We start from the raw sequence: 13504 nt of genomic DNA on the forward strand, positions 1-13504 counted from the left end.
TCATGGAACAAAACACAAAATCATTAAAAATCCTAAAGCAGCGCAAGATGCTTATGGTATTGCCCATATTGGCTTTGCCATTTATAACTGCCATATTTTGGGCATTGGGTGGAGGGAAAATGAATGCGGCTAATCCAACAACGCAAGAGCAAAAAGGTTTTAATATCAAACTGCCCAATGCAAATCTTAAAGAAGGAATTCTGCTCGATAAGATGAATTACTACGATATGGCCGCTCTTGATTCTGCAAAGCTAAATGAACTCATCAAAAAAGATCCCAATTATTTGAGCCAGTCCTTTCAGATTGATTCAACCCAGGACAGTAGTGCTGTTACCTATAAAAAAGGACAAACTGGTTTAAATAAGTCCGTTTATCGTGATCCAAACGAAGAAAAAGTGCATCAAAAATTGGAAGCATTGCAAAAAGTAATCAATGCGCCGGCGGCTGTTCCACAGCAAAACAAGGATTATAATAAATACACCAAATCAAATGAGTCCTCCATACATTCCGATGATGTAGACCGACTGGAAAAAATGATGCAGTCCATGAATGGACAGGAAAGTCAAGATCCTGAATTGCAACAACTAGGAGGAATGTTAGAAAATATACTGGATATCCAGCATCCCGACAGAATACAGGAAAAATTAAGAAAAGCTTCCCAGGCTCAGCGTGGTCAGGTATTCTCCATTTCCACCAGAGGACAAGAAGACCCTGTTTCGTCTTTGCAAAACAAACCAGTAAATACTACCGAGTCTGGACTGAATAGATTTTATACTCTGGATGAACCTACAATTAATGACTATTCGCAAAATGCTGTCGAAGCAATCGTCCACGAAACACAAACTATTGTAAATGGAGCAACAGTGAAGTTCCGACTCATGAACGACATTTTTGTAAGTGGAATCAAAATTCCAAAAGACAATTTCTTATTTGGAACAGCATCCTTAAAAGGAGAAAGATTGACTATCAAGATAAGCAGCATTAGGTATAACAACTCATTATTCCCAGTGGATTTGTCGGTATATGATATGGATGGACTGATCGGAATTTATATTCCGGGAGCCATTAACCGAGATGTAGCCAAAGCATCTGCTGATCGCTCCATGCAGACTTTAGGAGTTGCATCATTGGACGATTCTTGGGGTGCTCAGGCAGCAGGAGCCGGAATTGAAGCTGCTAAAAGCCTGTTGAGTAAAAAAGTAAAGATGGTCAAAGTGATTGTAAAGGCAGGTTATCAAGTACTGCTTCGTGATGAAAAACAAAAAGATTCCAATTAAAAACTAAAGAACAATACAGATGAAAAATTTCAATCTATTGATGATGGGGTATTTATTATTGATGACCATCAGTGTATTTGCACAGCAAACAAGTAAAAACAACCTTTCTAAAATTGAGTCCGATTCTTTACTGATAGCGTACTCTAAAACAACTAATATTGTATTTCCTTTTGCAATTAAAAGTGTAGACAAAGGAAGTCCTGATATACTGGTCCAAAAAGCAAAAGGGCTGGAAAATATACTTCAAATCAAAGCAGCCCAAAAAGGATTTTTCCAGACCAATCTTACAGTTGTGACTGCCGATTGTAAACTCTATTCTTTCGTATTGAATTATAACGAAGAGTGCCCACAATTGAATCTCACCCTGAACAAAACAAAGCCGCACGGGCAGGAAATTTATTTCTCCGATGAAAGTATAAACAATCAAGATGTTCAGGAATATTCCGAATTGGCTTTTTACGATAAGAAAAAACTTCGAGGTGAAAAAGAAAGTAAATACGATATTGATTTTAGTCTCAACGGAATTTTCATTTATGACAACGTTATGTATTACAGGATTAACGTAACGAATAATTCTAAAATCAATTACGATATTGACCAGCTTCGTTTTTTTATTCGCGACACTAAAAAAGTAAAACGTACCGCTTCACAGGAAATCGAAATTACCCCAATTTATATCTTGAATAATGTAGTTAAAATTGATGGCGAAGCAGAAAATACCTTTGTGTTTGCGCTTCCGAAGTTTACAATTCCAGAAAAAAAACACTTAGCGCTACAACTCATGGAGAAAAATGGCGGCCGACATGTAGAACTGCATGTAAAGAATACAAAGCTGGTACAGGTTACTGTACTTCCTAAACTATAAAACATTTAATCATTTAAAAAAATGAAATCATGAACGAGAAAAATTTTGAATACTTAAAAGAACAGGTTAAGTACACCGGATTTGGCGAAACACTGGAATCTGAATTAAAAGAAAAAATGCAGAAGGAAGAGCCTAATTTTACTCTAACCCATAATGCAAAATATGGTAATGATACCACTACAGCAACATTGAATTTTAAAAAATCCGATCAAAGCGATATTTACTTCTTTAATTCTTATAAAGTGGAATTGCAAAAAGAGAATTCCAAAGAAGCTTTAGAGCAAACCTTTTACATCAATAAAGGCAGCAACATAACCATGAAAGAAGCTTACAATCTTATGGAAGGAAGATCCGTAAATAAAGATCTTACTAATAAAGAAGGAGAAAAATACAATTCTTGGCTTCAAATGGACTTTAAACAATCTGAAACCAATGGAAACTTTAAGATAAACCATTACCATGAGAATTACGGTTATGATTTAGAAGCAACACTATCCAAACATCCGATTAAAGAACTGGAAGATCCAAAACGTAAAGAAGATTTAATAAATTCTTTGAAAAAGGGAAACCTGCAATCTGCTAATTTTCTGAAAGAGGGCATTGAAGTTAAACAGCACATCGAAGCCAGTCCACAATTCAAGACAATCAATGTCTATGACAGCAATTTACAGCGCATTGATAACCGTCAGTCTAAAAAAGAACAGCAATCCGAAGTCCAGCAAGCTTCTGAAAAGCAAGGCAGCAAAAAGCAAAACCAAACTGCCGATGATGAAGGTCCAGAAGTGCCAAAGGAAGCTAAGAGAAAAAGGAAAAGTCAATCGAGTTCTATGTAGTGAAAACGCAGTAAATAAATGATGAATTATGAACGAACAACTTCCCGTTAGCAGAGTAGAGATGGAATTAAAACAGTGGCACTCCAGGGAAGAGCGTTTTAGTAAACTGTTTAATTTTAGTCTTTCCAATAATAGATCACTACTTAAAGAAAAGCTGCACCACTACGAACGAATTGGAACAAAGTATAAGGGCACTAAAAATATAGAGGAACGCTTCGCTTTGCAAATGCTCAAACAAGAAAAGAGTAAAATATTAAAACAGCTTTATCCTAATGTATTAGTTCGTCTGCTTCGTAAACTTATCGTTGCACCACTTATAGGTCAAATTGCAGTTCGTAAAGATGCAAAAGAGGAAGAAAAGAACAATCAATCGCTGCACGAGCAAGTGCAGCGTATTGGTTTTAGAGATCTGTCAGGCAAGATTGATCAGCAAATCAAACAAGGTCACGAGCAATTTACTATTCCGGTTTCCTATTACGTCAACGAAAAAGAACGACTGAATCATGAGTTATCTTTTTCTAAAGATCAAAGCGGACAATATCAATTTGAGGGTTATAAAACAACTTTGCAAAATGAATCCAAACAAGATGAAGACAGAAGTCAGTACTTCAAAGTACAGGAAGGGAATTCTATTGATACAACACAGGCGTATAATTTGTTAGCAGGACGCGCAGTTCAAAAGGAAAAATCCTGGATTCAATTGAATCTTAATGACAAAGACGCGACAGGCAATCACCGCATTAAAGAATTCAATTCTAATTATGGCTATGATCTTGAAAAAGCAGTACGGCAACTTCCTTTAAAGGAATTATCAAATAAAACAGAAGCCGATAAATTAAAGGATGCCTTAAAACAAGGAAATAGACAACCGATAACCTTAATTAAAAACGGAAATGAACATCGATTTTATATCGAAGCCAATCCTCAGTTTAAATCTGTAAACATTTATGATGAACACTCCAGAAAAATAACCCTTACTACGGCATTGAGTGATAAAACAATGGAAACCGTAAAACAAGTACAAAAAAACAATGAAAGCCAGCAGGAGAGCCATTCTAAACGAAATGGTATGCATATAAGTTGATAAATTAAGAAACAATGAAAACACTACAACCTTTATCTGATTTCTTTAAGGCAATTGAAAAAGATTACCGTATCAGTATCACGCATATTGGTATATATGCTGCATTGCTTCAATTTAGAACAGAAAAAGGTTTTGTTAATCCTATCGAAGTCTACAGATATGAAATTATGAAAATAGCTAAGATAACCGGACCTGTAACTTATCATAAATGTATGCGTGAACTAAACGAGTACGGCTACATTAGTTATCTGCCCAAACGTAATAGAAATCAGAGAAGCACGATTTATTTCAATTCTTAAATAGAAAATTATACTATGAAAAAGTTCACTTTTGAAGAACTTCCCGATGCAGTTGTAAAATTGTATGAGAAGATTGAAGCAATAGAAAGTTTTTTAGAAGATAATAAAACTAATCTGAAAAGAAGAGGTGTACCCCTGTATCATTTATCCAAAGAGAAATGCAGTACTTGTTTCAATAAGAGTGATTTGGCACAACTTTTTTATATTCTTATGGATGAGAAAATTTTCTTCTTTGATTGCCACGATCAAAAGTGCAATAGAAGTAAAATTCAGCTTTTTGTAGAAGAAAATTTCACTTATAAAGGAGATTCCGGATTTCAAACGACTATAGACACAATAAGTAAGCAGTTTTCTGAGTCAAAAGGATTTACGTATAAGGACAAGCAGATAAAATTTCTGGAGCGTATTATTGACACCCTTGAAAAACGAAGAGATAAAATAATTGGCTGGTAAACTGTATCATTTAAAAATACAATACTAAAAATTAACGATTATGTCTAAAGAAGGTAATAAAACAAAAATTTCATATTTAGCAGCAATCAAACAATTGCTGGATCCTGTATATGTAAGACTAGAAAAAATAGACTCTAAGATAAAAGGGAATAATACAAAAGACAGTTTACGATATTACAGAAATGAAGATCTAAAGAAAATATTTGGGCTATCAAATAATACAATCGTAAAATACCGTCAAACAGGTATACTACCTTACACTAAATTAGGAGATATTTACTTGTATGAATCAAACAAAATAGAAAAAATACTTAGTGAAAACGAGCCGTAAGTATTATTGATTTTTACAGTTATAAACGAAACAAAATACTAATTCAGTAAAAAAGCAAAAGGATTCAATTACGAATCCTTTTGCTTTTTTTGATTAAAAAAATCAGCGAGTATCTACGTTCGCTAATGGTTCAAGTATACTTTTGTTTTAATTTTGACATATCCTCCATGATATTTATATCCAATACTTTAGCATAATGCTGTGTCTGTTTAATGTTAGTATGCCCCATCATAGCAGATACATTCTCTATACGAACCCCGTTTCCTAAAGTTACCGTTGTAGCAAATGTGTGCCTTGCTACATACCATGTAAGATGTTTATCAATACCACATAAGTCTGCAATTTCTTTAAGATAAGCATTCATTTTTTGATTAGAGATTTGTGGGATCAATCCAATTTGCATGTTCTTGTATTTGTTAATTATAGCCTGAGTAGGAGGAAGGATAGGAACATTTGCTCGAATTGTTGTTTTTGCTCTATTGGTTATAATCCAAAGATTACCCTTACCATCTGTCGATATATTATTTGAGGTAAGATTAGCCGCATCTACAGGTGCATAACCAGTATAACAGCTAAAGAGGAAAACATCTTTTACCCGTTCCAAACGTTTCACTGAAAATTTCTTACCTTCAATTAGACCTAATTCTTCCTGAGTAAGAAATATAGCATCGGTTACATGCTGTTTCCCATCATAAACACTAAATGGATCTTTATCTATTAGACCCATTCTGACGCTGTATTTACAAGCTGTCTTATACATTCGTATATATTTGACTACCGAATTGTTTTGAATGCCTGTTTTGCCTTTAAAACAGCTATCATATTTAAGAAATAATTCTAGATTGTAAACATAGGCACTATTCACATCAAGCAAAGAAATATCTTGTATTCCGTACTGCTTTGTCATAAATGTGATAAGCAAATCTTTTGCACGTTCATATTTCTGGAACGAAGCTTTAGATCGTTCACCGGCATCGATCTTTCTTTTAAAGAACTCATTATGCCTATTCATAATTTCGATTAGGCTTACATAATCTTCTTTTACGGTTGTTTCTCCTTTAAACTCATCTTTGAGTAATTGTAAAGAAAAATCCTGATCGATTTTAAGGAGTTCATTGAACTTCTTCTCCATGCCCAAAAGAAAAAGATCCAAGGTATTTTTAATTACCTTTTCTTTTTCAAGTTTAAGTACACTTCTTAGATTGTCGGTAAATTGCCATCTCTCCTTTAAGATTGATTTACCCGCCGCCATCGTTATGGATTGCTTCTTGTATGAGATGCGGGCGTAAATTGGAGATTCTCCACTTTTGTTGAATTTACCTGCTTTGAGATAAAAAATCACTTTTAACATAACTCAGAATTTTTAAATTAATAATCAAATTGATTTAAAATCGCTGAAAGTTTGTAGTGTTTTTAGGGAATTCCCGGGCAATTCACTTTTTTTAGTGACCCTTTTTTCGCTTTTTTTTCGAAAAAAAAATAGGGTCACTCATAGGGTCACCGTGCTTTGATAATATATGTGCTTTTTGAGAAGTTCCAAAAAACAAAAAAAGCCTTTAAATACTAGTATTTAAAGGCTTTTGACTTTTAAAGTTTCTTTTGAAACTTCATCTGGCGGAGAAAGAGGCTCCGCCACCTGTATCGTAAGCACCATTAAACACTGAGTGTTATGTTATGTCAAAAAAAGTAGGGCACCTTTAAAATTCTTGGGTTTATTAAAACCTGTAAATGTAGGAAAAAAAATCGAGAAATGGCTGGAGAATTTCGAAAAATAAGATGTGATTCTTAAAGTCCGACAAATAATTTTGTGCGTTTTGTTATCAATTCCTGATATTGCGATTTTAAATCTTGCTCCAAAAAAGAAATGCCAATAAGCTCAATGGCTTTTGGAAGCCAACTATTTAAGTTCCGGTATGTGATATTTATCTGTTTAGGATTCAGATTTAAAGTACTGCCGAACCTGTCAAAGTATAATTTGTTAAAATTTTTCTTTTTTCCTCCAAACAGCAAGGCCGTATCTTCGTCATCTTTTGGAAGAATTATTCTAACGTTCAATAAATCATAGGTAGGAGATAAAATCCATCCGAATTTTGTTAGCCACATTGAAAAATTTTTCAGATGCATATCATTGTTCCCTATGATAAAATTAAATAAGGCCAGTTCGAAAATCTAACTTTGGCAAGTAATGGGTTTGCGGATAATTCTCCAATCCTGTGTCCAATTGTTTCCATCGCCCCTTTGTATTTATCCCCCAGTTCTAAAATCTGTAAAAAATCGATCATATGAATCTTCGTTCCATCTCCTTTACGGTCAATACGTTTTGTAATATAGCATAATTCCCCTGTGATGAGCCGTACCATATTTGATGGCAAAGTATCTATTTTGTAAAGTTCAGCCAGTTTCATCGAAAGATGTTCATTTTTAGGCATCTGTCTGTATAGTTGAATATAAAATTAGTGGAAAAATAATAATTATATGTATTTAAATATAAAAACATTTAAAAATATATGTTTTTGCATATAAATTGAAGAGATTATTACTAATTATATGCATTATGATATAAAATTTGTTACAGTGTAATTTTAAATGATTTAAGGTAAAGCCAATCTTTAAAAAAAATAAAAAAGCCATTTTTCCCATTTTACCGCAAAGGGCTTAGGCGATGCTCAAAAAAGCAGTAATTGGATAGTTTTACATGGAAAAAGCGGTCAAATTGAACATATATTTTCAGTCTAAATTGACGACCCGATTCGGAACAAACTGACTACCTAATTTCAATTCAAAGTGACCATCAAAAAACTACTTTTTTTTATGTTGTTTAACCATGGATCTTTAAAAAACTACAGACTATGGCAAATAATACAATAGACATGAATAAAATTAGAAAAGTAATTAAATTACAGTAGCGGTAAGAGCAAATTATTTATTAGCAAGTTTTTATTCCTTTCCAGAAATATGGTAAAGAAATATATTTCTTTATTTGAAGTACTTGGATTAAGTCTTGAATCGATTAATAAGAAGACAGATGCAGAATTAGATATACTTTTTTCGCAGAGAACAGAAGAGGTTACCACTCCATAAAAGAAAAAACGGAAAAAAAGAAAGCAAGAATCAAGTGCGTTACTATAGGATGGGGAATACTATAAGTCCCAACGGAGGGTAAGTGAAGCGGAGCTGTTATACGGCTACAGCATCCGGAGCACACTATCTTGGCTGTCCTTTTTAACCCATTTCGAATGAAAACGGTATGCATATTTTCCTTTGAAAAAGTTGTTATGGATTATCGGCAAGGCCGAATGCGAGCATCTGGGCCCAGAGAGAGGAAATGTTTCAGCTCCAAAGAAATAATTTACGGAAAGCTGTAAGATAAAATGCAAATAATGCACTAGGTTTGTTATAGATGTCGGTCTGATCTAGCCAGAGGCAGCAGTGCCAGCATCCTGAACCTAAAAGAATAATAATTATATGTGTGCATCATACAGAGATAAACAGAAACGCTCGCACTTTGAATCTTTTGCAAACAAAATTTTCACTGGAATTCGAGAACTGAATAGCGAATACGCACAAAAAAGAGCGGTTTGGGAACTGTTTCAGAATGCTCTGGACACTGTTCAGCAAAATGGTGAACTGCTGTTAGCAAAGACGGACAAGGGGCTGCTGTTCAAGCATAACGGGAGGCCTTTCATAGATGATGAATTTGGAGGGCTGATTAAGCAGTTTAGCGTCGGGAAGACCTACGGCAGCAATGAAGACAAGCTCGGGCAATACGGCACGGGATTCATCAGCACCCATGTCTATGGAAAAAAAATCATAGTGAACTGCTCTATCCGCACCGATGACGGAAGCTATAGGACATTGGATGATTTCATGCTGGACAGGGATGCCGAAAATCTTGACTTACTTACAGACAAGCTTCTGGAGCAGGACGGCTTCATCGAAAGGCTGTGTGATGATTTCGGCGCCTCCCAGCAGCAATACCTTCCCTATACGTCTTTTGAATACATGGCTGGTGAGGAAAACTTCAAAGGGATCGATTCGATGCTAGAGTACGCAGAATCAATGCTTCCTTATATTTTTTGCTTTAATGACAAGCTGCAGAAAGTGACCCTGATCAGAGGTACGGAGGAAAAACATTACGAACGCAAGGCAGCAGGCGAAGGCTTCATGGAAATTTCCATAGACGGATCGCCGGCGAAAATTCCAGTGCTGCACAATGCAGATCGCACAGTGAGGATTATAATGGGAGCAGAATGCAGGCCGCTGGATGTCATTCCTAAGCAGTTTTTGTTTTATCCTTTGGCCGAAACTGTCCATGCGGGACATAATTTCATAATCCATGCCAGCGATTTCAGACCAAACAAAGAGCGGGACTATCTCCATGCGGATGAACTGAATCTGGAATTGGCATCAGATGTCATAAAAAATGAATCGCTTGTCAGAGAGGCATTTGATATGGTGCTGAGCAAAGTGAAGAACGACGAGTCTGCGTCATTTCTTGATGCCGCAAAAGTTGAGTTTTCGCACAGGGATTCACTTGCTGTCACGAATATTAAGAGCGATTATATCACCCAGATCAGGGGCCTTGAGAGAATAGATCTGAAAAGCGGAAAAGTTTCTATCGATGGGCTTGAATTCTTTGACAGCTCGGTGCTCCATTTGGACAGAAAGGTTATAGAGTCCGCCTACATGCTGCTAGGCGAGTTCCGCAGCCTCCCTGATTTTGATGTCTACTGCGATCTGAGCGCTATGGCAAACAACTGGAATACCATGGCTGAAGAAAGTTTTGCCATGCTGACCCTTGCCGATCTAGGAAAAATCATTGCTGAGGAAAGTGGAGGTGATTATTTTTATATTGAAAACAAAGAGGCATACCGCAAATTCATATCGGAGATATCCTCGGAGATATCTCTTCTGAACAGTCTTGCCCTAATTCCGAATCTTTACGGAGAATTCATGATCTTTGAGAGTCTGGTGAAATGGGAGAAGAAAGAAGAGGAGCTGATTCAGGTCGCATTTCATGTAAATGCCACAATTAGCGAAAAATATGTCCATGAAGATTTTGAATTTTTGGATAATTTACCCTTTTATGGACGTGAGAGGTTCAAAGAGGACTTCAGCAAGTTCTGCGGTGAGGCTGCGGACAGGATTGCCAAAGGGGATACATCTGAATTCTTTTGGGATGTCAGAGCAGGTAAGCTGATTCCGTGGCTGGTGCATTTTGTCGGCTTGAACAAGAAGACTGCCCTAAATATTGATATTGCCGATTTTTATGCAAAGGCGTTCAAATTGGAACCCAGTCTGGCAGAATTGGCGGATCCGACCGTCGATACCAATTACCAGCCAGCCATAAAGCTTCTAGCCAACCTATATGTGCAGATCATAAAGACCGTCGGAATCAGAGAGAATATCGACGGGCTGAAGGAAATCATTGCCATAATGTATAAAAACACAAATCTCAAAGAGGAAATGCTTCACAAATTGGAATGTATTCCCGACCAGATGCTTGTATTGAAATCCCAAGCGCAATTGAAAAAGGATGATGTAAGAGACGAGAAGTTCAAGGATGTCTACAATTCGCTCAGTGGAGCCGAGATAAGATCAGAGATCGCATATGAAGGCTTTGAGGGGTTTCTTCAGCATGGCGGCGCAGCCAGCGGTTCAGAGTTTGGGGGAAAGATCGAGATGCTGCTGAATGAGGAGAAGAGTTTCATCCCCATTGACAATAACACAATTGACATTGTGATAAGCCTTATCGAGAGAATTTCAGAAAAACCGTCTACTTGGGGGCATTGGCTTCCCAATATCAACAGGGTCAAAGAAGAGATAATGATGCACAAGTTCCAGGATGAGAACACAAGGCTAAGTCTGTTCAGCATATTGTCCGTCAAGCCTGAGAAGATCAACATCCTTGGGAAGCTGGCCAAAATTGAAAATCTCAGTGCCCTGATTCAAGCAGGAGAAGAAAAGCTGAAAGAGGAAGGAAGAAAAAGGAGCCATTTGGAACACATCAAAAAAATAGGCCTAAAAATCCAGGATATCATCGAAAAGGAAATCCGCATCTCTGTAAAAGAAATCATCGAACTGGTACCATCGGCGCAGGATGATAACTTAAAGACTGCCGAGGAGCAGAACGGACAGGATTTCATAATCTATAAGGCAGGCACCCCCGTTTATTTTATAGAGGTAAAATCCAGATGGGATGTAGAAGGAATTGTCGCATTAAGCAAAAGGCAGACTGAAAAATGCGCGCAGAACAAAGGAGCGTATGCCGTCATTACAGTCAATGTCGCAGACTACAAATCAGCCAACGGGACAGTTGAAGATGATGTAACTTTTGAGGATCTGAGCAGCGATATCTATATCAATACGGATCTCAGCGAGGATTTCGATCAGCTCATAAAACAGAACAGAGTATTTGAGGTCACTGCGGACAATGCCAAGCTCATAGAGTTTAGGGGGCACATCCCCCAAAGCAGAATCAGGAATAAGGGAATAGATTTTTCGAAATTCAAAAATGAGCTGAGGAATGTCCTAACCTATGAAAATGGCCCATCCAAAGAAATTACAAAAGAATAATTCAAAAATGGAATACAGACCTTTCAGCGAGATTGCCGCCGCAAAACTCGATAGCGGTGAGCCGGTTGTCTACAAGGACGAACTGACGTCCCTTGAATGGCAGAATAAGCGCACCCAGATTGTCGAGCGCGATGAGGGGGCCTGCACTGGATGTGGCGCTCTGCCTACTGAGATGATCGATCGGCGGCCGTACAGAAAAAAAACGGAACAGGAGGCGGAGGCTTATGCCACTGGGATGAGGGAAACCTATAAAGATCTAATAAGTTCAATGGATGAGTTTTTCAAATCGCTTATTATTCCGATGGAGAAAAAGTTTCTAGATAATCTGAGCATACCTCTGAATGCGACCGACAAGCATATAGTACTGCATGTGCACCATAAATATTACGTCTATGGTAGGCATGCTTGGGAATATCCTGATGATGCGTTAGTCACTCTTTGCCAAAGCTGTCATCAGGATGTTCATAACAGCTCTTTAATTCCGGTTTATGAAGATGAAAAAAGGCAGCTGGAGCTTAATGTGGTCAAATGCCCCAAATGCAATGGGAGCGGCTACCTCAATAAATATTATTACCATTTGGATGGGATATGCTTTGGATGTGAAGGAAACAGATATATCGGATTGCGAAAGTAGACGCAATGCGGCTCCTCCGCATAAACAGCGCAACCCATAGTAAATACTACAACCTTATTTTTTTTAGTTTTATCGAGCAACTAACAGGTCAACTTTTTCAAAAAATCTGCTTGTCCGTATGATTACAAAGTACAAAAAAATATTCCACTAAAAAAGTAAATGGAAATTTTAGTGAGGTTGAGCTTTAACGGATATGGAGAAGTAAAAAAAATCACCTATGCATTCTTGAAACATTATTTTGTAGAATTTCTAGTTCCTAAAAATACTAGAAAGCTGATGGACATCACTGTCAACAACAAAATTATCACTGTTAATTAAATTTTGTAGAAAATTGCAAATAAAGCAGTAGAGATTATTGATTGAAATTTATAAGTTTAATAATGTGATAGTCTGTTTTAAAATATTAATTATATGATAATTAGTCGTTATTAAATGTGTTTAATCGGGTTTATTTTTTTTGAGGAATTGAAAGTTGTAATTTTTATTAATAAATTAAAAGTATAAAAACTACAAATTGAATTTGCCTTGGGACACTTATTTTGGGAGAAAACCAAATAAAAGAGTTTTAAAGAAAAACCAAAACTTGTTCCAAAGTACAATTGCCATCAAATAGTCTGCACATATGATTACTTATGGGTAAAAAGTATTGAATGCGAAAGTTTTATCAATTTATAATTAAAATAATTCTTATGGAGACTGAAAATTACGTAGTTTTTGAAAATATGACAGAAAAATTTATAAATCTGACAATTGATTGGACACAAGGAATTGGTGAAACTTACACGGAAATTCGACCAAAAGATAAAGCAGAAATTGTTTTCAATGATGATACTGCTTTAATATGTCATCGAAGTGACGGCGGTTCGCCTGATAATTGTGAGGAAACTGCTTTATTGGCAGTCAGGGGGGATTATTTTCAACTATATGAAGATGGTGTATCTCAAGTAAAAAGGCATAAAAGTTTCCCAAGTAAAGGTTATTCAGTAGCTGCTTACAGAGTTTCGGATGTAGAGCCTATCTTTTATGACAGGTTTATAAAAGAGGGGATTACATTAAGAGTGGTCGGAAGAAAAATCTTCCGACTTTTTTTGCTTTATCTATTTTATTTAACGAGATATTTCTTGTTTAAAATAATAGTTCTGGTTATATTTA

General features: G+C 36.3%; 14 protein-coding genes. 11 read left to right on the plus strand and 3 right to left on the minus strand.

Annotated elements, in window-relative coordinates; translation table 11 throughout:
• Positions 1-2 precede the first annotated feature (2 nt).
• From traM to FLA105534_RS04195, 7 genes are read left to right on the plus strand one after another with little or no spacing between them, the layout of a single operon-like run.
• Complete coding sequence (gene traM, locus FLA105534_RS04165) at positions 3-1277, plus strand: conjugative transposon protein TraM (RefSeq protein ID WP_173964781.1); 1275 nt, start codon at positions 3-5, stop codon at positions 1275-1277.
• A gap of 19 nt (positions 1278-1296) precedes the next feature.
• Positions 1297-2142, plus strand: a complete 846-nt coding sequence (gene traN, locus FLA105534_RS04170) for a conjugative transposon protein TraN (protein WP_173964782.1) — start codon at positions 1297-1299, stop codon at positions 2140-2142.
• Between the two features lie 29 nt (positions 2143-2171).
• Entirely contained in the window at positions 2172-2975 is an 804-nt protein-coding gene (locus tag FLA105534_RS04175; protein ID WP_173964783.1) for a hypothetical protein, read from the plus strand.
• Between the two features lie 28 nt (positions 2976-3003).
• On the plus strand, positions 3004-4059 hold the full coding sequence (locus FLA105534_RS04180) for a hypothetical protein (RefSeq protein ID WP_173964784.1): 1056 nt from the start codon (positions 3004-3006) through the stop codon (positions 4057-4059).
• 14 nt (positions 4060-4073) lie between these two features.
• Positions 4074-4358 (plus strand): hypothetical protein, encoded by a 285-nt coding sequence (locus FLA105534_RS04185; RefSeq protein WP_173964785.1) that lies wholly within the window; start codon positions 4074-4076, stop codon positions 4356-4358.
• A 15-nt stretch (positions 4359-4373) separates the two neighbouring features.
• A complete protein-coding gene (locus tag FLA105534_RS04190) occupies positions 4374-4811 on the plus strand; it encodes a hypothetical protein (protein WP_173964786.1) in 438 nt (145 codons plus the stop codon).
• Positions 4812-4851: 40 nt separating this feature from the next.
• Positions 4852-5142 (plus strand): helix-turn-helix domain-containing protein, encoded by a 291-nt coding sequence (locus FLA105534_RS04195; RefSeq protein ID WP_173964787.1) that lies wholly within the window; start codon positions 4852-4854, stop codon positions 5140-5142.
• 130 nt (positions 5143-5272) lie between these two features.
• Here the strand turns inward: FLA105534_RS04195 and FLA105534_RS04200 are convergent, their stop codons facing one another.
• The 3 genes from FLA105534_RS04200 to FLA105534_RS23915 all read right to left on the minus strand — a co-directional run bounded on the left by FLA105534_RS04200 (position 5273) and on the right by FLA105534_RS23915 (position 7571).
• Entirely contained in the window at positions 5273-6493 is a 1221-nt protein-coding gene (locus FLA105534_RS04200; RefSeq protein ID WP_173964788.1) for a site-specific integrase, read from the minus strand.
• A 434-nt stretch (positions 6494-6927) separates the two neighbouring features.
• A complete protein-coding gene (locus tag FLA105534_RS23910) occupies positions 6928-7266 on the minus strand; it encodes a HipA domain-containing protein (protein WP_262888434.1) in 339 nt (112 codons plus the stop codon).
• Between the two features lie 11 nt (positions 7267-7277).
• Complete coding sequence (locus FLA105534_RS23915) at positions 7278-7571, minus strand: HipA domain-containing protein (protein ID WP_262888435.1); 294 nt, start codon at positions 7569-7571, stop codon at positions 7278-7280.
• A 526-nt stretch (positions 7572-8097) separates the two neighbouring features.
• Here FLA105534_RS23915 and FLA105534_RS23920 point away from each other — a divergent pair.
• The 4 genes from FLA105534_RS23920 to FLA105534_RS04220 all read left to right on the plus strand — a co-directional run.
• On the plus strand, positions 8098-8223 hold the full coding sequence (locus FLA105534_RS23920; RefSeq protein WP_262888436.1) for a hypothetical protein: 126 nt from the start codon (positions 8098-8100) through the stop codon (positions 8221-8223).
• A gap of 384 nt (positions 8224-8607) precedes the next feature.
• A complete protein-coding gene (locus tag FLA105534_RS04210; RefSeq protein WP_173964789.1) occupies positions 8608-11718 on the plus strand; it encodes a sacsin N-terminal ATP-binding-like domain-containing protein in 3111 nt (1036 codons plus the stop codon).
• Entirely contained in the window at positions 11681-12352 is a 672-nt protein-coding gene (locus FLA105534_RS04215; RefSeq protein WP_173964790.1) for a hypothetical protein, read from the plus strand. Before FLA105534_RS04210 ends, FLA105534_RS04215 begins: the two co-directional genes overlap by 38 nt.
• Positions 12353-13041: 689 nt before the next feature.
• Positions 13042-13504, plus strand: a 463-nt coding sequence (locus FLA105534_RS04220) for a hypothetical protein (RefSeq protein ID WP_173964791.1), incomplete at its 3' end; no start/stop codon positions are given.

It is taken from the genome of Flavobacterium collinsii, from assembly GCF_902804485.1.
Taxonomy (GTDB): Bacteria; Bacteroidota; Bacteroidia; order Flavobacteriales; family Flavobacteriaceae; genus Flavobacterium; species Flavobacterium collinsii.